The sequence below is a fragment of the Streptomyces sp. HUAS 31 genome, from assembly GCF_028198125.1.
Taxonomy (GTDB): Bacteria; Actinomycetota; Actinomycetes; order Streptomycetales; family Streptomycetaceae; genus Streptomyces; species Streptomyces chartreusis.
Map to the genome: position 1 here is coordinate 8,286,590 of NZ_CP116353.1, position 19,643 is coordinate 8,306,232.

Below are 19,643 nucleotides of genomic sequence, written 5' to 3' on the forward strand. Positions count from 1 at the left end.
GGTGCTGAAACGTCCCCACCGGCGCGGTCGGGGCCGGGGAGCGGGCCTTGGCCGAGGGGTGGGGCACGGAAAAGTGCCCCACCTCTCGACGTTTCCCCGTGACCGCTTCTGACCAGGTCCGATCGTTCGATTGCTCCTTGTGAGGGAACGGCGTGATGGGTTATCGGTCTGCCGTGCGAGACCTCATACCAGAGCGGGACGCTCGCTGCGGGAGTTTGTCAACTGCCCACCGCACTTGATGCGAAGGCGACTACTGTCAGTGTCCGTCGGGCGACGCGGAGCCGAATTCGTCAGCTCTGTCGACCGACATCGCCATGGCGCACGCCCCGGGCCGCGCAGATCGCGCGCACCCCCGGGCTCCCGACCGACGGACCAGTACGAGGACCCCGATGTCTCATCTACGCGCCCCGGCCGCACGCGCAGACCGCCGTGAGGGCGGGCGGCACGGGCGCCCGGCCGCCCGCACCGCACCCGCGCTGCCCGAGACCCATATACGGCCCCAACTGCTGCGGCTGGCCGTGCTGCCACCCGTCGCGGTCACTCTCAGCGCCTGTGCGGCCGTACTGTTCGTGATCCGCTCCACGGGCATCCGGCCGAGCCTCACGGTGTGGGCCGTGCTCGCGAGCGCGGTCTCGGTCACCGTCGCCGGCATCCTGATCGCCGCCGTGGCCGCCAACCGCACCGCAGCATCCGTGAGCGACCGCATCCGCGCGCTCCGCCGCAACAGTGCACGAGGCGAGGCCGATCTACGGGCCCTGGTCGAGACACTGAGACGCGGCGAGGCGCCCCCGAAGCGCAAGTCCCGCAGCGGTCCGCCCGAGGACGCCGACGACTTCGAACTGCTCGCCGGCGATCTGGCACGCGCCCACGACGGCGCCGTCACCGCCGTCGTGGCGGCCGCGCAGCTCTCCAGCCAGGCGGGCAGCGAACAGAAGCTCGAGGTCTTCGTCAACCTCGCCCGGCGCCTTCAGTCGCTGGTGCACCGGGAGATCTCCATCCTCGACGAGCTGGAGAACGAGATCGAGGACCCCGACCTGCTCAAGGGCCTCTTCCACGTCGACCACCTCGCCACCCGCATCCGCCGCCACGCGGAGAACCTCGCCGTCCTCGGCGGCGCCGTCTCCCGCCGGCAGTGGAGCAACCCCGTCTCCATGACCGAGGTGCTGCGCTCCGCCATCGCCGAGGTCGAGCAGTACTCACGGGTGAAGCTCGTGCCGCCCATCGACGGCACCCTGCGCGGGCACGCCGTCGCCGACGTCATCCACCTGCTGGCCGAACTGGTCGAGAACGCCACGGTGTTCTCCGCCCCGCACACCCAGGTGCTGCTCCGGGCCAACCTCGTGACCTCGGGACTCGCCGTCGAGGTCGAGGACCGCGGGCTCGGCATGCCCGTCGGCGAACAGAACCGCATGAACGCCCTTCTCGCCGACCCTGACCAGGTCAACGTCGCCAGCCTGCTGGCGGACGGACGCATCGGCCTGTTCGTCGTCTCGCAGCTCGCGAAGCGCCATGGCATCCATGTGCGCCTCCAGACGAATATCTACGGCGGAGTGCAGGCCGTACTCGTCGTGCCGCAGGGGCTGTTGGGCGACGAACCCGGGGCTCGGACGAGTGTGGGGCGGGGGCCTGAGCCGCAGCAGGGGGCCGTCGCCGGTGCCGGTACGGGCATGTCGGCGCAGGCTCTTGCCCAGGCCGCGCCGTCCTCGCCACAGGTACGTCAGCAGCAGGGGCCGGTGCCGTCTCAGCAGCGTCGGCATGCGGCGGCGACCGGGGCGACCGGGGCGGGGACAGCGGCGGGGTCGGCGTCAGCGGCGGCAGGGGCTGCTTCGGGCGCAGCTGAGAGCGGTGGGCGGCGAGGCGTAGGCGAGGCGTCCCAGGCATCGTCGGCATCGCACGGTGCACCGCGCCGGCAGGAGCCGCCGCAGGGCGGCGCGAGGGGAGCGGTCCCGAGGGCGAACGGTGCCGGACCGGCGCCGCTGCCCGTACGCGGAGCCCGGGAGGAACGGGCCAACCCGGCCGAGGCCGTGCCCGGCATCAGGCCCGACGAACGCCGACGCGTGGAGGAGAACGCCGGCGCGCCGCCGACCCCGCGTGTCAGCACCGTCCGCGGCACCATGGGCAAGCCCCAACTTCCGCGCCGACGTGCCCAGGAGCACATCGCACCCCAACTCCGTGGTGGTCCCGCACCACGGCAGGAGTCCGACCAACTCGCCGGGCACGACCCGGGGCTGATGGCCGCGTTCCAACGGGGGATCGGGCTGGCCGAGACACAGCAGCACATGGAATCGGCGCGGGGGGACGCCGAGCATGTGGATGCGGGGTACATGAGGGCCGAGCCCGTCAGCGCCGAGCACGTGGGTACCGACCATGTGGGCGCCGACCGTATCGGCACTGACCACATGGGTACCGACCACATGGGCACGGGTACAAGCCGTACGGCAACGGGTCACACGAACTCGGGCCACACCAGCACCGGCCACACGACCACCGGGCAGGCCAGCGCCGGCCACACAGCCACGGGGCACATGGGTACGGGCTACGTGGGCGCAGGGCACACGGATTCGGTGCACACCCCCACGACCCACGGGATTGCCCCCACCGCCCACGGGATTACCCCCATCACCCACGGGATCACTCCCGCCTACATCCCTTCACCCCATACGACGTCCGAGACCGCGTCATCCACCCCGGAGCCGACCCACCCGGACCCCCTGGTCTCCCAGCCCACTCGACTGGAGTCCGTACGCCCGGCGCCCAGCCGTCCGGAGCCGACGAGCCTCGACACGGCTCGACCCCAGCCCACACGTCTGCGCCCGCCGTCCCTGGATGGACTCCACATGGACGTGACCCCCATGACCACCCGGCCCTCCATGGACGTCTCGCCCATGGACCCGGCCCATATGACCGAGCCCCACCCCGGGTCCGCGCCCGGTACCGACCACACCACCTGGCCTGACGGGAGCGCTCCAGCCGGATGACCACGACTGTGACCAGCTCGAAGTCCGCCTGGGAGACCACCCCCAACCCCGGCGCTCCCGCAGACCTTCGTACCTCAAGGAGTCGATCCACCATGGCGAGCGAAGCGCCGACCGCCCATGTCTCCGATCTCGACTGGCTGATGAGCGGCCTCGTGCAGCGCGTACCGCACACGACCAGCGCGGTCCTGCTCTCCTGCGACGGGCTCGTGAAGTCCGTTCACGGCCTCGACCCGGACAGCGCCGACCACATGGCCGCCCTGGCCTCCGGGCTGTACTCCCTCGGCCGCAGCGCCGGCGTCCGCTTCGGCGAGGGGGGCGAGGTCCGCCAGGTCGTCGTGGAGCTCGACTCGACGCTGCTCTTCGTGACCACGGCCGGCTCCGGCACCTGTCTCGCCGTACTGGCGGGCCGTGAGGCCGACGCGGCGGTGCTGGGCTACGAGATGGCGATGCTGGTCAAGAGCGTCCGCCCGTACCTGGTCACCGCACCCCGGCAGCACTCCGTCGAACCCTCGGCGTTGAGGCCTTGAACATGACGGCGGCCGGCGACGGGCCCTGGCTCGACGACGCGGCCGGACGGCTGGTGCGCCCTTTCACGGTCAGCAACGGCCGTACCCGTCCCACCGTCGCGCTCGATCTCATCTCGCAGGTGATGGCCACCGGGGCGACCCCCCTCGGCTACCTGGGCCCCGAGCACGAGCTGGCGCTCGACCTGTGCCGCGCTCCCGTCTCTGTCGCCGAGGTGGCAGCCCACCTGAAGCTGCCGGCGGCGGTCACCAAGGTGCTGCTGTCGGACCTCGTCGACTGCGGGGCGCTCACCACCAAGCCCCCCGAGTTCCACCACAACCCGACAGACCGGGCCCTTCTGGAGGCAGTGCTCGATGGACTACGACGACAGCTCTGACCCCTTCCCCACCGCACTGAAGATCTTGGTGGCGGGAGGGTTCGGGGTAGGCAAGACGACCTTCGTGGGCGCGGTCAGCGAGATCGCGCCGCTCAGCACGGAGGAACTGCTCACCACGGTCAGCGCAGCGACCGACAGCCTCGAAGGGGTGGAGAACAAGGTCGAGACGACGGTGGCCATGGACTTCGGCCGCATCACACTCGATCCGGAACACGTCCTCTACCTGTTCGGCACACCCGGACAGGAACGGTTCTGGTTCATGTGGGACGAACTCTCGGAGGGTGCGCTCGGCGCGGTGATCCTCGCCGACACCCGGCGCCTGGAGGACTGCTTCGCCGCCGTCGACTTCTTCGAGCAGCGGGGTCTCGGCTTCATCGTCGCGATCAACGAGTTCGACGGCGGCTACCGGTACGACCCGGAGGAGGTCCGCGCCGCCATCGACCTCGACCCGGAGATCCCCATCGTCCGCTGCGACGCCCGGATCTCCAGCTCCGGCGTGCAGACCCTGCTCACCCTGGTGAGGCACCTCATCGCCCACACACCGGCACCCGCGCCCAGCCATGGCGCCCACATGTGACAGCCACACACACCCGCACGGAGCCGCATATGACGTACGCCCACAGGGACGGAATCCGCCCATGAGCTACGGCCCACCCCATCCGGTCGCTCGACTGCTGCTGACCCCCGAGGACAAGGAGGCCCCCGCCCGCGCCCAGCGGTTGCTCCGGCTGGGACTGGGGGATCATGCCGACCCGGCCCTCGACGTCTTCGCGGACCATCTCGCCGAGCTCACCGGGGCGCCGTACGCCATGGTCAACTTCATCGACGAGAACCGGCAGTTCTTCGCCGGGCTGCACGCACAGCACAGGGTGACCCTCACACGGGCTGATGACTCCAAGCCTGAGCTGGGGCGCCATATGGAGCGAGACCATGGGTTCTGCCCACATGTGGTCGTGCGACGCAAGGCGTTGGTCCTGGAGGATGTCTGCGACTATCCGCGGTTCGCCGGGAATCCGATCGTCGACGAGTTCGGCATCCGCTCCTACATGGGCGCGCCGCTCATCGACAGCACCGGGATGGCGCTGGGCACCGTGTGTGTCGTGGACGTGGAGCCGCGGCCGTGGGGGAGGGCGGGCCTGGACACCATCAAGGCGACCGCGGTGGACCTGATGTCCCGGCTGGAACGACGGCAGGCCGACGGACTCCCGCTGCTCTGAGCGCGGCCTCGGCGGTGCCCGACGGCTGTTTTGCCGCCGGGGCGGCATCGGTCCGACTTGGCGTGCCCCTGACTCCAAACTGGGCGGCGCAGCGGCGCGACTAGGCGCGTGTCCTGGAGGCTGACGGCGAACCGTTGCGGCGGCTCAGGGGACTGTTCGAGGAGACCCAGGCGGGCCAGCGGGCCGTCCAAGAGGGCTGCGGGACCGTGTCGGGGTGTCTGTTCGGGAACCTCACGCTGGAGCTGAGCAATCAGACCGAGGCGGTCCGCCGGCGGCTTCAGGAGATCTTCGACGCGCAGGTCGACATGGTCGAGACGGTCGTCGAGGAGGCCCGGGAGCGCGGCGACGTCACCGTGGTGGACACGCGCGAGGCGGCGCGGGCCGTGGTGGCCCAGCTGGAGGGCCAGGTCATGGTCGCGAAGATGTACAACAGCACGGAACGCCTGACCCCGCTGTGGAACAACTGCCTCGCGCTGCTCGGCGCCCGCAGACCGTCGGGTACCCGAAAGCCCTAGTAGCCCCGCCACACGTTGTCGAACGCGGCGTCCTCGATCGCCCGCCGCTGCCGTACGGCCTCCAGTTCCATGACCGCATTGCCGAGGGCGGCAAGCACGGTCGTGACCGTCTCGTCGGTGAGCTTCTCGGCGTCCTCGCCCGACTCGTCACGGATGCCGGCGGCGGTGCCCAGGGCGGTGAGGACGGGCTCGCCCGAGGTCCAGCGCTCATCCGCCTGCCGCCGGGCCGCCGAGTCGACCGGCACCGAAGGAGCGGCCCGCAGCGCGAACCGGGGACCCGGCGCCCGGGCCGTGAGCCCCACGCGCTCCAGATCCTCGACATAGGCCGCGGACAGGCCCCGGCCCCTGCGCCACAGCCAGTCCTCGACGGACTCGTACGGTTCCTGTCGTACGAGTGCCGAGACGGCCTCGTCCAGCAGACGGTCACCCGTGGGCGCCTGTGCGCTGGGTGTGATGAGGTCGCCGTCCAGGACGAGGGCATGGGCGTCGAGAAGGTCGAACATCTCCGCCGCCGCGAGCGCGAGCGACAGATCGCCTTGCTCGACTGTGTGGTCCGACGCCATGTCCAGGGTGACTATCGCGAGATCCCGTGCGGTGTTCATGAGCGGCTCCTGGTCAGTCGGCCGAGTGCGGGGCGTGGACAACGGAGGCTGTCCTCGGCGGTCCGGACGTCATACACCGATTCTCGCTGTCCTTCGGGCACCGTGTGTCGTACTACCACCATGTGGTGCGGGAACCCGATTCTCAGCTCGGCGGCGGCCGAGGCCGCGGTGAGGACCACGAGGGCGGCCAGGAGCAGGGCGGGACGGTAGCCGTCGTGCAGCAGCGGGGCGGCCAGGAGGGGGCCCAGGATCTGGCCGACGGAGTATCCGGCGGTCAGCAGCGCGACCGAGCGGGGGACGCGCAGACCGGCCCCGGCGGCGAGGGCGAGAGTGCTCACGCCCAGGAAGATGGCACCGAACAGGACCGCGGAGACCAGTGCGGCCGCCACACCGCCGACCAGGGCGGGCAGTGCGATGCCGGCGACATCGTCGACGCCGTGCTCTACCTGGAGACGGCTCCGTTCGTCACCGGCGAGATCATGCACGTCGGCGGCGGTATGAGCGCCGGACACTGACAGCCCGTCAGGGCGGGAGCAAGGGCCGGGCAATCCTCCGGGGGATCGACCAAGGAAAGGCCAAGGAGCGGACATGACCACCACGAAGGACGCGAAGGAGATCCTGAGCGGCGTCCTCGACCAGTGGAAGGACGCCGTCGACGGGCACCGGCCCGAGGACGTCGCCTCCCTGTTCACCGAGGACGCCGTCTTCCAGGGGCTGCACCCCTACAGTGTGGGCCGGGCAGGTGTGGCCGAGTACTACAGCTCGCAGCCGCTCGGCATGCGAGCCGACTACACCGTCCTGGAAACCAGACAGCCTGCCGACGGCCTGGTCCTCGGGTACCTCGACGTCCGGTTCTCGTTCACGGACCGGCCCGCGCTGGACGTCAAGCTCGCGGTACTCGTCGCCCGCGTCGAGGACAACTGGTTCATCAGCCACTACCAGGTCTCCCGCCTCCCATAGGCGCCGGCCGAGGGCGTGAAGGAAAGCTGTGGCGCCGCTTAAGAAATCCTCGATGGACCCGGGCGCCGCCGTACGGCAGATTGCTACGCGAATCCACCCCCCTCCCCGGCTGCGGGCTCCCTCGGCATGCCCGCAGCCGGGACTCGAGTGCAACAGGAGCCGTAGCGTTGAAGGCGCTGGTCAAGGAGAAGGCGGAGCCCGGGCTGTGGCTCGCGGACGTTCCGGAACCGGCCGTCGGGCCCGGCGACGTACTGATCAAGGTGCTTCGCACCGGCATCTGCGGCACCGATCTGCACATCAGGTCCTGGGACGGCTGGGCACAGCAGGCGATACGCACCCCGCTCGTGGTGGGGCACGAGTTCGTCGGCGAGGTCGTCGAGACCGGCCGGGACGTCGCCGACATCAAGCCCGGTGACCGGGTCAGCGGCGAGGGTCACCTGGTCTGCGGCAAGTGCCGCAACTGTCTGGCCGGCCGCCGGCACCTGTGCCGCGCCACGGTCGGCCTCGGCGTCGGACGCGACGGCGCCTTCGCCGAGTACGTCGCCCTGCCCGCCGCCAATGTGTGGGTGCACCGGGTGCCAGTCGACCTCGACGTCGCCGCGATCTTCGACCCGTTCGGCAACGCCGTGCACACCGCGCTGTCGTTCCCGCTGGTCGGCGAGGACGTCCTGATCACCGGTGCCGGCCCGATCGGCCTCATGGCGGCGGCCGTGGCCCGGCACGCGGGCGCCCGCCACGTCATGATCACCGATGTGAGCGAGGAGCGGCTGGAACTCGCCCGCAAGGTCGGCGTGAGCCTCGCCCTGAACGTGGCCGAGGCGAGCATCGCCGATGGACAGCGCACGCTCGGTCTGCGCGAGGGCTTCGACATCGGCCTGGAGATGTCCGGCCGCCCCGAGGCCATGCGCGACATGATCGCCAACATGACGCACGGCGGCCGTATCGCCATGCTCGGCCTGCCCGCCCAGGAGTTCCCGGTCGACTGGGCCCGCGTCGTCACCTCGATGATCACCATCAAGGGCATCTACGGCCGTGAGATGTTCGAGACCTGGTACGCCATGTCCGTGCTGCTCGAAGGCGGCCTCGACCTCGCGCCCGTGATCACCGGCCGGTACGGCTACCGCGACTTCGAGGCGGCCTTCGCCGACGCGGCGAGCGGCCGTGGCGGCAAGGTCATCCTCGACTGGACCGCGTAAGTCACCGCGTAAGTCACCGCGTAAGTCACCTGCTTTCCTGGGAGCTTTGAGATGTTCGACTCCGTGCGCGACGACCTGCGCGCCACCCTCGACGAGATCCGCGCCGTCGGCCTGCACAAGCCGGAGCGCGTCATCGACACCCCGCAGTCCGCGACCGTCAACGTCAGCGCGGGCGGTCGCCCCGGCGAGGTCCTCAACTTCTGCGCCAACAACTACCTCGGCCTCGCCGACCACCCCGAGGTGATCGCCGCCGCCCACCAGGCCCTGGACCGCTGGGGCTACGGCATGGCCTCCGTCCGCTTCATCTGCGGCACCCAGGAGGTGCACAAGGAGCTGGAGGGCAGGATCTCGGCGTTCCTCGGCCAGGAGGACACGATCCTGTACTCCTCCTGCTTCGACGCCAACGGAGGCGTGTTCGAGACGCTCCTCGGCCCGGAGGACGCGGTGATCTCCGACGCCCTCAACCACGCGTCGATCATCGACGGCATCCGGCTGTCCAAGGCCCGCCGCTTCCGCTACGCCAACCGTGATCTGGCCGACCTGGAAGCCCAGTTGAAGGAGGCGCAGTCGGCGCGCCGCCGGCTGATCGTCACCGACGGCGTCTTCTCCATGGACGGCTACGTGGCGCCGCTGAAGGACATCTGCGACCTCGCCGACCGCTACGACGCGATGGTCATGGTCGACGACTCGCACGCCGTCGGCTTCGTCGGCCCCGGCGGCCGCGGCACGCCCGAGCTGCACGGCGTCATGGACCGCGTCGACATCATCACCGGCACCCTCGGCAAGGCCCTCGGCGGCGCGTCCGGCGGCTATGTGGCGGCCCGTGCCGAGATCGTCGCCCTGCTGCGCCAGCGCTCCCGGCCGTACCTGTTCTCGAACACCCTGGCCCCGGTGATCGCGGCGGCCTCCCTCAAGGTCCTGGACCTGCTGGAGTCCGCGGACGACCTGCGTGTCCGGCTCGCCGAGAACACGAAGCTGTTCCGCCGCCGGATGACCGAGGAGGGCTTCGAGATCCTCCCCGGCGACCACGCCATCGCGCCCGTGATGATCGGCGACGCGACCAAGGCCGGCCGGCTGGCGGAGCTGCTGCTGGAGCGCGGCGTGTACGTGATCGGCTTCTCGTACCCGGTCGTGCCCCAGGGCCAGGCCCGCATCCGCGTCCAGCTGTCCGCCGCGCACTCGACGGACGACGTCAATCGCGCCGTGGACGCCTTCGTCGCGGCCAGGGCCGAACTGGAAGGCTGACGTCCGGCCCGCTCCGGACCTTGCGATAATCGATCTCATGATCGAAGCGCGGCGGCTCCACATCCTCCGTGCGGTGGCCGACCACCGCACCGTGACGGCGGCTGCCGCCGCGCTGTATCTCACCCCCTCCGCGGTCTCCCAGCAGCTCGCGGCCCTGGAGCAGGAGACCGGCCACCGCCTGGTGGAGCGCGGCGCCAAGGGTGTACGGCTGACCCCGGCAGGCGAGATCCTGCTCAGCCACACCAACGCCGTGCTCGCCCAGCTGGAGCGGGCGGAGGCCGAGCTCGCGGCGTACAGCTCGGGCGCGGCCGGCACGGTAACGGTCGCCTCCTTCGCGACCGGCATCGGCCTGGTCGTCGCGCCCGCGGTGGCCCGTCTCGCCGAGACGTCCCCCGGCATCCGCATCCGTGTCCAGGACGCGGAGGGCGACGCCAGCCTGCCGATGGTGCTGGACCGGCAGGTCGACATCGCGGTGGCCGTCGAATATCGGGGGGCGCCGCCCGCCGACGACCCGCGCCTGACGCACGTACCGCTGTACGCCGAGCCTTTCGACGCCGTCGTCCCGGTCGGCCACCGGCTGGCCGACGCGGTCGAGGTCCCGCTCGCCGAGCTGGCCAAGGACACCTGGATCGGCCCCTACCCCGGCAACCCCTGCCATGACGTGGTCGTCCTGGCCTGCGAGAACGCCGGTTTCCAGCCCCGCCTCGAACACTCCTCGGACGACTTCCGCGCCGTGGTCGCCCTCGCCTCGGCCGACGCCGGAGTGGCCCTCGTCCCGCGCTCCGCGCTGCGCGGCATGGACCTCACCGGGGTCGTCGTACGGCCCGTGGACGGGGTGGCACCCACGCGCCGGGTCTTCGCGGCCGTGCGACGAGGAGCGGAGGAGCATCCGCTGATCCGGCCTGTGCTGGAGGCGCTCGACGAGGCGGCCGGGGCGTGAGGCTCCCGTAACACCGCCGTTTCATATTCGGGATACCGTCCCGAATATGAAACGCGCGCTGGATGACCTCCAGGCTCCCGACGCTCAACTCGACACCCGCCTGGGCTCTCGGCTGGCCGCGCTGCGGGCCGAACGCGGCTGGTCTCTCGGTGAGTTGGCGGACCGCAGCGGCATCAGCCGTTCGACGCTCTCCCGGGCCGAGAGGGCGGAGATCAGCCCGACCGCATCCATGCTCAACCGCCTCTGTGCCGTCTACGGCCGCACGATGTCCCAGTTGCTCAGCGAGGTCGAGTCCGAGCCCGCGCTGCTGGTGCGGGCGGCCGAGCAGCCGGTGTGGGAGGACCGTTCCGCAGGTTTCGTACGGCGCTCCGTCTCGCCGCCGGACGCCGGGCTGCGCGCCGAACTCGTCGAGGGACGTCTCGCCGAGGGTGCCGACATCGAGTACGACCGGCCGCCTGTCCCAGGGCTGGAGCAGCACGTCTGGGTGCTGGAGGGCGCCCTCGGCGTCACGGTCCAGGAGGTCGAGCACCGCCTAGGCGCCGGGGACTGTCTGCGGATGCGGGTGTGGGGGCCGACGCGGTTCCGGTGTGCCGGGCCGGGGGCGGTGCGGTATGCGCTGGCGGTGGTGCTGCCGTGAACGTGACGCGGCTCGATGAGCCTCAACTGATGGACCGCATAGGGGACTTGGCTGACCTGCTGGTGGACACCGTGGCGGACGGCGCCTCCATCGGATTCCTCGGTCCCCTCGACCGTACGGTGGCCCTGGCCTGGTGGAATGAGCGGGCGAGTGGCGTCGGTGACCGGCGGCTGGCGGTCTGGGTGGCATGCCGGGACGGGCGGACGGTCGGCACGGTGAGCCTGGCCTTCGCCGACAAGCCCAACAGCCGCCACCGGGCCGAACTCGTCAAGCTGATGGTGCACCGGGACGCCCGGGGTCAGGGTCTCGGCCGCAGACTCCTCGCGACCGCGGAGGGGGCGGCGGCCGACGCCGGTGTCACCCTCCTCCACCTGGACACCGAGACCGACAGCCCCGCCGAGCGCCTCTACGACTCGGCCGGTTGGACCCAGGCCGGGGTGATCCCGGACTACGCGGCGAGCCCGGCGGGAGTGCTGCGGCCCACGACGATCTACTTCAAGTACGTGTGACCGTTCCGGTCGGCGAGGGGGGATCACCTGTCATGGGCGTGAACATCTCGTTCATCGGCGCGACGACGGAGGAGCTGGACAGGGCGGAGAAGGACCCGAGTTGGGCGGAGCAGCGCGTGTCCGACCTGTACGGCGTCGACCATCCGCTGCCGGACCGGCCGGACTGCGGCCCCGACGAGGAACTGGTCGCGTTCTCCTCCATCGCGGCCGAGCGCGGCTACGGGGCCTTCATGAACGTCAGCTTCTAGGGAGCGGGAGCGGGTCCTGGGGCGGGCGGGGCTCGGGCGGATGGCCCCGGAGCGGGCTGCCCCGCTGCCCCCTCTCACCAGGTGATTGTCAGTGATGGGCGCTACCGTGCCTCCCATGCCCGATGCCGAAGACGTACGCCGTATCGCCCTCTCTCTGCCGGACACGACGGAGAAGATCGCCTGGAGCATGCCCACGTTCCGGGTCGCCGGCAAGATGTTCGCCACACTGCCCGAGGACGAGACCTCCATCGCGGTGCGCTGCCCGAAGGAGGAGCGCGACGAACTGGTCATGGCCGAGCCGGGGAAGTTCTGGATCGCCGGCCACGAGGCACAGTTCGCGTGGGTACGGGCCCGGCTCGCGGCCATCGAGGACGAGGGCGAACTGCGCGACATCCTCGCCGACTCCTGGCGCCAGGCCGCTCCGACCCGCCTGCTGGACGCCTATCCGGAGCTGGGGCTGGCGACGGGGGACTGAAACCCGTGGGGCGTTGTCAGTGCCCCGTGTCATGATCCGAGGGCAGGTGTGGGAGCCGGGGCGGAGGGGGCCCGGCTACCGCGGAGGCTCGAGTGACGGCGGCGTGGACGGCGGTCCGACCGGGGAGGGGCACGACGGACATGAGGGGGGTGAAGCCGGGCAAGCAAGCCGGTGCCCGGCCGGTGTGGTCGCGGGACTTCGCCCTGTTCTTCGTCGCCCGTGCCGTCGCCCAGCTCGGGGACACGATGCTGCCCGTGGCCCTCGCCGCCGGGCTCCTCCAGCACGGGTACGGCGCCGGCGCGGTCGGTCTCGCCCTGGCCTCGACGTCCGCCGCCTTCGCCGGGCTCATCATCTTCGGCGGTGTCATCGCCGACCGCTTCAGCACCCGCAGACTGATGATCGGCGCCGACCTGGTCCGGCTGTGCACCCAGTCCCTGGCCGCCGCGCTGTTCTTCTCCGGGCACGTGGTCCTGTGGCAGATCTGCGCGATCGGTTTCGTCAACGGCGTCGCGGGCGCCGTGTTCCAGCCCGGCGTACCCGGCACGGTCCGCCGGCTCGCCACCGACGTCCAGGGCGCGAACGGCACGATGCGGATCGCCGAAGCTGTCGCCCAGCTCGCCGGACCGGCCTGCGCGGGAGTGCTCGTCGGCTTCGCCTCACCCGGCGGCGTGTTCACGGCCCACGCGACCACTTACGCCATCAGCGCCCTGTGCCTCCTCCTGCTGCGCCTGCCTGCGCGGACCCGGGCGCCGGGCGACGACCGAACCGCTCGCGGCGCACGGGCCTTCCGCGCCGATCTGGGCGAGGGCTGGCGGGAGTTCAGAGCCCGTACCTGGCTGTGGGGCGTCATCGCCGTCTGGTGCGTCTACATGATCACCGTGTGGGGTCCGACCGTCCCGCTCGTGGCGACCGAGGTGGTCCAGCAGCACGGCCCGCGCACCTACGGCCTGATCAACTCCGCCCTCGGCGCGGGCACCGTCGCCGGCGGCCTGCTCGCGCTGCGGCTGAGACCTCGCCGGATGCTCCGCGCCGGCGCGACAGGGCTCTTCGCCTTCGCCGGCTTCCCGGTGACCGTCGGCGCCGGTCTCGGCGTACCCGCCATGGTCGCCGGTGCGGCCGTCGCAGGTGCGGGCATGGCCTTCTGGAGCGTCATGTGGGCGACCAGCGTCCAGACACAGGTCCCGGCCGACGTCCTCAACCGCATCCACGCGTACGACGTCGCGGGCTCCCTGGCGATGATGCCGGTCGGCCAGGCCATCGCCGGACCGGCCGCCGCGACCCTCGGCGCCGGTCATGTGCTCCTGGTCGCCGGGGGTATGAGCCTCGTCGTCGCGGGCGCGCTGCTGTCGGTGCGGTCGATCCGGGGTCTGGTGCGAGCGGACGCCCCGGCGGCGGCACGGTCGGCTCCGGTGCAGGCGGACGAACGCGTGCGGCCCGAGCCGCACTGAAGCGGACGGGTCCGCATAAACGGGTGCGCGACCACGGACCCGAGTGCGGTATTGTTTCCCTGCGCGTTCGGCCAGGGGAAACCCCAGGTCAAACGGGCACCGGGACGTGGCGCAGCTTGGTAGCGCACTTGACTGGGGGTCAAGGGGTCGCAGGTTCAAATCCTGTCGTCCCGACTTGTGAAGCAGCAAGTCAGAGGCCGTATCGGAATTGCCGATACGGCCTTTTTCGTTTTTGCGACGGTGCTGATCTTGTGACGGTGCTGATCGCGCCTCTCTAGAAGGCCGATTCGAGGATGCCGAGGATGTCCTGCTCGGTGGGGCGGCGGGGTGCGTTGCGGGTCACGGCGTCTGCGAGAGCGCCTGAGGCGATCGGGGGCAACAGGTCCGGGCGGACGCCGAGTTCACGCAGGGGCCGTTTGATGCCGAGCTCGCCGGAGATCTCGCGGACCGCGTCGATCGCCGCGCGGGCCCAGTCGCCGTCGGCGGGCGGGTCCAGCCGCAGGGCGCGGGCGGTCTGCTCGTAGGCCTCCTGCGCGTTCGGGGCGCTGAACTCCAGGACCTCCTCCAGGACGGCGGCGAGCGCGATGCCGTGCGGGGTGCCGGTGTGGGCTGTCAGGGCGTGGCCGATGCCGTGTACCAGGCCCAGGCCGGAGATGGTCAGGGCCTGGCCCGCCAAGTGGGCGCCGAGCATCAGTTGCGCACGGGCCTCCAGATCCGAGCCGTCGCGGTGGGCGACCGGGAGCCAGCGCCCGACCATGGCCACCGCCTGCGTCGCGTACGCCACCGAGACCGGGTTGGCGCCGCGCGAGGCCAGGGACTCGATGCCGTGCACCAGGGCGTCGATGCCTGTTGCGGCCGTGATCCGGGCCGGCAGGCCGAGCGTGAGCTCCGGGTCCAGGAGGGCGATCCGCGGCTTGACCGAGGGGTGGCCGAGGTACACCTTGCGGCAGGCGGCGGTGTCCTCGATGACGCCGAAGCCGTTGGTCTCCGCGCCCGTGCCCGAGGTGGTGGGGATCGCGATCAGCGGCAGGCCGTCGAGCGCCTCCCACAGCGCGTCCGCGTCGGCCGCCGCCGCGTCCGCGTTGCCGACCAGCAACGAGATGCCCTTCGCGGCGTCGAGGACCGAGCCGCCGCCCAGGGCCACGACGACCGCCGGGCCGAACGCCCGTGCCCGGGCGGCGCCCTCGTCGACGTTGCCCGTGGACGGGTTGGCGCCCACCTCGTCGTACACCCCGTGCTCCATGCCCGCCGCGTCCAGGACCTTCAGCACCTGGTCGACGATGCCGGCGGCCCGCAGACCACGGTCCGTGACCACGAACGCGCGGTCCATGCCGAGGGAGGAGATCAGCTCCGGGAGGTGGGTGAGGCGGCCCGGGCCGAACTCGATACGGCAGGTGGGATCGATGGCCAACTGGTTGGTGAGTGACTCGCCCATGGCGTGCGGCTCCTGGAAACGCGGCGGGAAGGGAGACTGGAGGGGAAGGAAGGGGGGCGACGGTGTCCTGGGATCAGGCGGTGCCGATCAACGCCTCCTCCGGGTGTGGGAGGCGGAACTCCCGGCCGGTCAGGGCCTCGTACAGGCGGACCGGGCTCATCTCCCCGGCCAGGTCGCCGTGCTGGGCCCTGGAGCGGCGGAAGATCTGCTCCACCAGGGCGGACAGTTCCGTGGACACGCCCACGTCACGGCCGAGGTCGACGGCGAGCCCGAGGTCCTTGCAGGCCAGGGCCATCGCGAAGGAGTCGTCGTAGTCGCCCTCGACCAGCACCGACAGCACGTCGTGCTCCAGGAAGTGCGAGGCGGCCGGGCTGGCGAGCAGCGAGCTGCGCAGGACGCCCAGGTCGACGCCCGCCTTCGTGCCCATGGCCAGCACCTCGGACGTGGCGACGAGGTGGGTGAACCACAGCAGGTTGATCATCAGCTTGACCGTGTAGCCGGCGCCGAGCGGGCCCACGTGCAGCACCTTGTCGGGGTCGCCCAGGGTCTCCAGGACGGGCAGGCACATCCGGAAGTCGTCCCCGGCCCCGCCGACGAATATCTGCAACCGGCCCGCCTCGGCACCGTGCGCCATACCGCTGACGGGCGCGTCGAGCCGGCGTACTCCGCGCCGGTCCAGAACCTCGGCGGCGATCCGGTCCGCGGCGGCCGGAGTTGACGTCGACATGTCGATCCACAGGGCGCCCTCGGGCAGTGCCTCGGCGGCGCCGCCGCGCAGCAGCACCTCCTCGACGATGCGCGGGTTCGGCAGCATCGTGATCAGCAGTTCGGCGTCGGTCGCGCACGCCGCCGGGGTGTCGGCCCAGCGGGCGCCGAGCGCCAGATGCTCGACGGCTGCCTCCTGCCGGGAGTCGTGCACGGTGACCAGGTGTCCCGCGTGGATCAGATGGCGGGCCATGTGGCTTCCCATGTTGCCCAGGCCGATGAAACCGATCCTCATCGATGTCCTCGCTATGTGCCGGTGAAAAGGGGATGGACGGGTGAAGGGGGGATGGACGGGTGAAAGGGGGTATGGCTGCGGAAGGGGTCGGCCGTTCAGGACAGGTCGATCCAGGTGGTCTTGAGTGCCGTGTACGCGTCGAGCGCGTGCAGGGACTTGTCGCGGCCCGCGCCGGTGGCCTTGAAGCCGCCGAAGGGGGTGATGACGTCGCTGGCGTCGAAGGTGTTGATCCACACCGTGCCGGCCCGCAGCCGCCTGGCGGTGCGGTGGGCGACCTTCACGTCCCGGGTCCAGACGGAGGCGACGAGGCCGAAGTCGCTCTGGTTCGCCAGCCGTACGCCTTCGTCGACGTCGCCGTCGTACGACACGACCGCCAGCACCGGGCCGAAGATCTCCTCCTGGCCGACGACGGACGCGTTGTCCACACCGTCCAGCACCGTCGGTTCGACGAAGGTGCCGCCGGATTCGGTGAGTGTGCGCCCGCCGCCCAGCAGGACGCGCGCCCCGTCCTGCCTGCCGCGCTCGATGTAGCCCAGGATCTTGGCGAGTTGGCCCTCGTCCACGATCGGCCCCATCACGGTGGCCGGGTCGAGCGGGTCGCCGACGCGGAAGGTCTCTGCGGTGATCCGCCTTACGGCGTCCAGGAGTTGCTCCTTCACCGCCGCGTGGACGACGACGCGCGAGCCCGCGTTGCAGGTCTGCCCCGCGTTGTAGAAGATGCCCCACGCCACGGCGGACGCGGCGGCCTCGACGTCGGCGTCGGCCAGCACCAGTTGCGGGGACTTGCCGCCCGCCTCCACGGCGACCTGCTTGCCGTTGGACTCGCCCGCGTACACCTGGAAGAGCCGGGCCACCTCGGCCGAGCCGGTGAAGGCGATCTTGTCGACCTCGGGGTGCCTGCCGAGGGCCTGGCCCGCGACCTCGCCGCGCCCGGGGACCACGTTGAGCACGCCGTCCGGCAGCCCCGCCTCGGTGGCCAGCGCGGCCAGGCGGAGCGCGGCGAGCGAGGTCTGCTCGGCCGGCTTGAGGACGACGCTGTTGCCGGTGGCGAGCGCCGGGCCCAGCTTCCAACTGGCGATCAGCAGGGCGTAGTTCCACGGCACGACCGCGCCGACGACACCCAGCGGCTCCCGGGTGATCAGCGCCAGCGCGTCGCCCGGGGTCGGGGCCACCTCGTCGTACGTCTTGTCGAGGGTCTCGGCGTACCAGGCGATCGTCTCGGCGGCCTTGTCCACGTCGATACGCACCGACTCGGTGATGGGCTTGCCCATCTCCAGCGTGTCGAGGAGGGCCAGTTCCTCGGCGTTCGCCCGGATCAGTTCGGCCCAGCGCAGCAGGATCCGCTTGCGCTCCTTGGGCGCAAGGTCGCGCCAGCGGCCGTCCTCGAAGGCGGCGCGCGCGGACCGCACCGCGCGGTCGACGTCCTCGACGCCCGCGGACTGCACCTCGGCCAGCAGTGAACCGTCACGCGGCGAGACGCTGCTGAAACTGTCGCCGGAGGTCGCGTCGGTGAAGGCGCCGTCGATGAACAGGCGTGTCTCGAAGGAGAGTTTGGCCGCCGCGGCCAGCCACTCGTCGTACGACCGCGCCAGCAACTCCTCGATCGTGTAAGTCACTTGATCCTCCAACGGTCGATCGCGTCCTCGTCCAGCTCGACGCCGAGGCCGGGCCTGTCCGGGATCTCCAGGTCGCCCTCGGCGTTCACGCGGACCGGCTCGGCGAGCATGAAGTCGCGGCGCTCGGGGGTCCAGCCGGGCGGGTCGTAGGGGAACTCGAAGAAGGGGCCGCCGCCGACGCCGGCCGCGACGTGCAGGTTGGCGAGCACGCCGATGCCGTTGGTCCAGCTGTGCGGGGTGAACTGACGGTGCTTGAGGTGGGCCAGCTCGGCCAGGGTGCGGGCGCGCTGCATGCCGATCGCGAGCACCACGTCCATCTGGTAGATGTCGAGCGCGTCCTCTTCCAGGTAGCGCAGCAGCTCGGTGGGGGAGTGGTGCATCTCGCCCGCGGCGATCCGCACTCCGGGGTTCTCGGCGCGCAGCCGCTTGAAGCCGGCCAGATCGGCGTACGGCAGCGGTTCCTCGACCCAGAACACGTCGAGCTCGGCGAGGCGGGCGATGGTCCTGCGGGTCTGGGCGAGGTCGGAGGCGTTCGCCGTGTCGCCCGCCATCCGCCAGGACTGGTTGAGATCGACCATGATCTCGAAGTCGGCGCCGAGCTCCTCGCGCACGGCACGCACCGCGGCGATGCCCTCGTCGACACGATTGCGGTCGATCCGGATCTTCAGCGCCCGGAAACCGGCCTCGCGCACCTTCAGCGCGGTGGCGACCCGTTCCTCGGGGGACTTGAGCTCGCCCGAGGAGGCGTACGCGGGCAGCTTTTTCGCCGCGTTGCCGAACAGCTCCGACACCGGGCGGCCGTGCACCTTGCCGATGACGTCCCACAGCGCGGCCTCCAGCGGCCAGTAGTGCGCGCCGTGGAAGTTGGCGGTCTCGATGGCCCTGACGTGCCGGGTGATGTCGAGGGGGTCCTCGCCGACGAACAGGTGCTTGTACGTCTCGAAGCCGTCCATGAGGTCGCCGGAGCCGATGCCGGTGACGCCCTCGTCGGTGTGGACGCGCACGATCGTCGCGTCGAAGGTGCGGCGCGGCTCCGGGTCCCAGGCGGCGCGGAACGGGGGGTCCAGCTCCAGGCGCAGCCGGTCCAGGGTGATGTCGGTGATCTTCATCGGGCGAGTACCTCGGCGGTCGGCGTGTAGAACGGGTTGGCCGGGCCCTCCTTGGCGGCGGCCTGTACGTCGGAGACGGTGGGCGTGCCGGTCACGGCGGCCCGTACCGCGCCGTACGCGGCGGCGCGCTGGTTGCGGAAGGAGACGTCCAGGTCGCCGACCGCCGGGTTGACCCACACCGCGGCGATGATCAGCAGGTCGTCGGCCTCCTCGGCCGGGATCAGCCCGTCGTCGACCGCGTCGGCGACCCCCTGCGCGAGGCCGGCCTGCGCGGCGCCCCAGGTGGCCCGCTGGTGCAGCTCACCCTGCGCGGCGGCCTTGGCCACGAACAGGGTCAGCGGCTTCACCGGCACGGACGGCCGCACCACCGTCATGAACGGCACGTGCCCGGCGCTCGGGGTGGCCAGCGCCGTCGCCCAGGCGGTCTCGACGGGGCCGCCCTTGCGTCCGATCACGATGTTCGTGTGCGCGGCGTCGGCGCCCTCACCGACGAAGGACTCGCCGATGAGCGCGGTCGGGGCAAAGGGCGAAGGCATGGAATCTCCTGGATCTCCGGGAGCGGGAAGCGGCGGCGGACCGGGGACCGGCGAGGTGGGAGCAAAGCTCGCATAC

20 protein-coding genes, 1 tRNA gene and 3 pseudogenes are annotated in these 19,643 nt (G+C 71.2%); 17 read left to right on the plus strand and 7 right to left on the minus strand.

Annotated features, from left to right (window positions below; genetic code table 11):
• Window positions 1-389 precede the first annotated feature (389 nt).
• From PGH47_RS36655 to PGH47_RS36680, 6 genes and pseudogenes are all read left to right on the plus strand, one after another.
• A pseudogene (locus PGH47_RS36655) lies at window positions 390-2,075 on the plus strand (ATP-binding protein); the annotation flags it as partial.
• Between the two features lie 995 nt (window positions 2,076-3,070).
• On the plus strand, window positions 3,071-3,505 hold the full coding sequence (locus tag PGH47_RS36660) for a roadblock/LC7 domain-containing protein (protein WP_030956513.1): 435 nt from the start codon (window positions 3,071-3,073) through the stop codon (window positions 3,503-3,505).
• A gap of 2 nt (window positions 3,506-3,507) precedes the next feature.
• Window positions 3,508-3,879: a DUF742 domain-containing protein gene (locus tag PGH47_RS36665; protein ID WP_030956514.1), complete on the plus strand. Its 372-nt coding sequence runs from the start codon at window positions 3,508-3,510 to the stop codon at window positions 3,877-3,879.
• Entirely contained in the window at window positions 3,857-4,456 is a 600-nt protein-coding gene (locus tag PGH47_RS36670) for a GTP-binding protein (protein WP_030956515.1), read from the plus strand. The genes PGH47_RS36665 and PGH47_RS36670 overlap by 23 nt, the downstream gene beginning before the upstream one ends.
• Window positions 4,457-4,517: 61 nt before the next feature.
• Window positions 4,518-5,096, plus strand: coding sequence for a GAF domain-containing protein (locus PGH47_RS36675; RefSeq protein ID WP_107908281.1), 579 nt, complete (start codon window positions 4,518-4,520; stop codon window positions 5,094-5,096).
• Between the two features lie 134 nt (window positions 5,097-5,230).
• Window positions 5,231-5,611 (plus strand): TetR family transcriptional regulator C-terminal domain-containing protein, encoded by a 381-nt coding sequence (locus tag PGH47_RS36680; RefSeq protein ID WP_443048595.1) that lies wholly within the window; start codon window positions 5,231-5,233, stop codon window positions 5,609-5,611.
• Here the strand turns inward: PGH47_RS36680 and PGH47_RS36685 are convergent.
• Window positions 5,608-6,213 (minus strand): GPP34 family phosphoprotein, encoded by a 606-nt coding sequence (locus PGH47_RS36685; protein WP_271667003.1) that lies wholly within the window; start codon window positions 6,211-6,213, stop codon window positions 5,608-5,610. The genes PGH47_RS36680 and PGH47_RS36685 overlap by 4 nt on opposite strands.
• Window positions 6,210-6,632 (minus strand): annotated as a pseudogene (locus PGH47_RS36690) (YbfB/YjiJ family MFS transporter); the annotation flags it as partial. The gene PGH47_RS36685 and the pseudogene PGH47_RS36690, both read right to left, overlap by 4 nt.
• Here PGH47_RS36690 and PGH47_RS36695 point away from each other — a divergent pair.
• The 11 genes and pseudogenes from PGH47_RS36695 to PGH47_RS36745 all read left to right on the plus strand — a co-directional run.
• Window positions 6,633-6,728: pseudogene (locus PGH47_RS36695) on the plus strand (3-oxoacyl-ACP reductase); the annotation flags it as partial.
• Window positions 6,729-6,801: 73 nt separating this feature from the next.
• A complete protein-coding gene (locus PGH47_RS36700) occupies window positions 6,802-7,173 on the plus strand; it encodes a YybH family protein (RefSeq protein ID WP_271667004.1) in 372 nt (123 codons plus the stop codon).
• A 167-nt stretch (window positions 7,174-7,340) separates the two neighbouring features.
• On the plus strand, window positions 7,341-8,369 hold the full coding sequence (tdh, locus tag PGH47_RS36705; protein WP_271667005.1) for an L-threonine 3-dehydrogenase: 1,029 nt from the start codon (window positions 7,341-7,343) through the stop codon (window positions 8,367-8,369).
• Between the two features lie 51 nt (window positions 8,370-8,420).
• Window positions 8,421-9,614, plus strand: coding sequence for a glycine C-acetyltransferase (locus tag PGH47_RS36710; protein ID WP_271667006.1), 1,194 nt, complete (start codon window positions 8,421-8,423; stop codon window positions 9,612-9,614).
• Between the two features lie 37 nt (window positions 9,615-9,651).
• Window positions 9,652-10,554, plus strand: coding sequence for a LysR family transcriptional regulator (locus PGH47_RS36715; protein WP_271667007.1), 903 nt, complete (start codon window positions 9,652-9,654; stop codon window positions 10,552-10,554).
• A 46-nt stretch (window positions 10,555-10,600) separates the two neighbouring features.
• On the plus strand, window positions 10,601-11,191 hold the full coding sequence (locus PGH47_RS36720; protein ID WP_271667008.1) for a helix-turn-helix domain-containing protein: 591 nt from the start codon (window positions 10,601-10,603) through the stop codon (window positions 11,189-11,191).
• 29 nt (window positions 11,192-11,220) lie between these two features.
• The gene (locus tag PGH47_RS36725; RefSeq protein ID WP_443048596.1) at window positions 11,221-11,700 is read left to right on the plus strand and encodes a GNAT family N-acetyltransferase; all 480 of its coding nucleotides are present in this window, start codon (window positions 11,221-11,223) and stop codon (window positions 11,698-11,700) included.
• Window positions 11,701-11,732: 32 nt separating this feature from the next.
• Complete coding sequence (locus PGH47_RS36730; RefSeq protein ID WP_271667010.1) at window positions 11,733-11,948, plus strand: hypothetical protein; 216 nt, start codon at window positions 11,733-11,735, stop codon at window positions 11,946-11,948.
• 115 nt (window positions 11,949-12,063) lie between these two features.
• Entirely contained in the window at window positions 12,064-12,423 is a 360-nt protein-coding gene (locus tag PGH47_RS36735) for an MmcQ/YjbR family DNA-binding protein (RefSeq protein ID WP_271667011.1), read from the plus strand.
• A gap of 140 nt (window positions 12,424-12,563) precedes the next feature.
• A complete protein-coding gene (locus PGH47_RS36740) occupies window positions 12,564-13,871 on the plus strand; it encodes an MFS transporter (RefSeq protein WP_271667012.1) in 1,308 nt (435 codons plus the stop codon).
• Between the two features lie 100 nt (window positions 13,872-13,971).
• Window positions 13,972-14,045, plus strand: a tRNA-Pro gene (locus tag PGH47_RS36745).
• Window positions 14,046-14,145: 100 nt separating this feature from the next.
• Here the strand turns inward: PGH47_RS36745 and PGH47_RS36750 are convergent.
• The 5 genes from PGH47_RS36750 to fae all read right to left on the minus strand — a co-directional run bounded on the left by PGH47_RS36750 (window position 14,146) and on the right by fae (window position 19,567).
• Complete coding sequence (locus PGH47_RS36750) at window positions 14,146-15,306, minus strand: iron-containing alcohol dehydrogenase family protein (RefSeq protein WP_271667013.1); 1,161 nt, start codon at window positions 15,304-15,306, stop codon at window positions 14,146-14,148.
• 73 nt (window positions 15,307-15,379) lie between these two features.
• Window positions 15,380-16,306, minus strand: coding sequence for an NAD(P)-dependent oxidoreductase (locus tag PGH47_RS36755; RefSeq protein WP_271667014.1), 927 nt, complete (start codon window positions 16,304-16,306; stop codon window positions 15,380-15,382).
• 95 nt (window positions 16,307-16,401) lie between these two features.
• Window positions 16,402-17,922, minus strand: a complete 1,521-nt coding sequence (locus PGH47_RS36760; RefSeq protein ID WP_271667015.1) for an aldehyde dehydrogenase — start codon at window positions 17,920-17,922, stop codon at window positions 16,402-16,404.
• The gene (locus tag PGH47_RS36765; RefSeq protein ID WP_271667016.1) at window positions 17,919-19,031 is read right to left on the minus strand and encodes a mandelate racemase/muconate lactonizing enzyme family protein; all 1,113 of its coding nucleotides are present in this window, start codon (window positions 19,029-19,031) and stop codon (window positions 17,919-17,921) included. The genes PGH47_RS36760 and PGH47_RS36765 overlap by 4 nt, the downstream gene beginning before the upstream one ends.
• Window positions 19,028-19,567: a formaldehyde-activating enzyme gene (fae, locus tag PGH47_RS36770; protein ID WP_271667017.1), complete on the minus strand. Its 540-nt coding sequence runs from the start codon at window positions 19,565-19,567 to the stop codon at window positions 19,028-19,030. The genes PGH47_RS36765 and fae overlap by 4 nt, the downstream gene beginning before the upstream one ends.
• Between the last annotated feature and the right edge of the window lie 76 nt (window positions 19,568-19,643).

Coding starts and splice junctions, on each gene's coding strand:
- PGH47_RS36660 (WP_030956513.1), top strand. CDS start 3,071: ATGGCGAGCGAAGCGCCGACCGCCCATGTCTCCGATCTCGACTGGCTG.
- PGH47_RS36665 (WP_030956514.1), top strand. CDS start 3,508: ATGACGGCGGCCGGCGACGGGCCCTGGCTCGACGACGCGGCCGGACGG.
- PGH47_RS36670 (WP_030956515.1), top strand. CDS start 3,857: ATGGACTACGACGACAGCTCTGACCCCTTCCCCACCGCACTGAAGATC.
- PGH47_RS36675 (WP_107908281.1), top strand. CDS start 4,518: ATGAGCTACGGCCCACCCCATCCGGTCGCTCGACTGCTGCTGACCCCC.
- PGH47_RS36685 (WP_271667003.1), bottom strand. CDS start 6,213: ATGAACACCGCACGGGATCTCGCGATAGTCACCCTGGACATGGCGTCG.
- PGH47_RS36700 (WP_271667004.1), top strand. CDS start 6,802: ATGACCACCACGAAGGACGCGAAGGAGATCCTGAGCGGCGTCCTCGAC.
- PGH47_RS36710 (WP_271667006.1), top strand. CDS start 8,421: ATGTTCGACTCCGTGCGCGACGACCTGCGCGCCACCCTCGACGAGATC.
- PGH47_RS36715 (WP_271667007.1), top strand. CDS start 9,652: ATGATCGAAGCGCGGCGGCTCCACATCCTCCGTGCGGTGGCCGACCAC.
- PGH47_RS36720 (WP_271667008.1), top strand. CDS start 10,601: ATGAAACGCGCGCTGGATGACCTCCAGGCTCCCGACGCTCAACTCGAC.
- PGH47_RS36725 (WP_443048596.1), top strand. CDS start 11,221: ATGGACCGCATAGGGGACTTGGCTGACCTGCTGGTGGACACCGTGGCG.
- PGH47_RS36730 (WP_271667010.1), top strand. CDS start 11,733: ATGGGCGTGAACATCTCGTTCATCGGCGCGACGACGGAGGAGCTGGAC.
- PGH47_RS36735 (WP_271667011.1), top strand. CDS start 12,064: ATGCCCGATGCCGAAGACGTACGCCGTATCGCCCTCTCTCTGCCGGAC.
- PGH47_RS36740 (WP_271667012.1), top strand. CDS start 12,564: ATGAGGGGGGTGAAGCCGGGCAAGCAAGCCGGTGCCCGGCCGGTGTGG.
- PGH47_RS36750 (WP_271667013.1), bottom strand. CDS start 15,306: ATGGGCGAGTCACTCACCAACCAGTTGGCCATCGATCCCACCTGCCGT.
- PGH47_RS36755 (WP_271667014.1), bottom strand. CDS start 16,306: ATGAGGATCGGTTTCATCGGCCTGGGCAACATGGGAAGCCACATGGCC.
- PGH47_RS36765 (WP_271667016.1), bottom strand. CDS start 19,031: ATGAAGATCACCGACATCACCCTGGACCGGCTGCGCCTGGAGCTGGAC.
- fae (WP_271667017.1), bottom strand. CDS start 19,567: ATGCCTTCGCCCTTTGCCCCGACCGCGCTCATCGGCGAGTCCTTCGTC.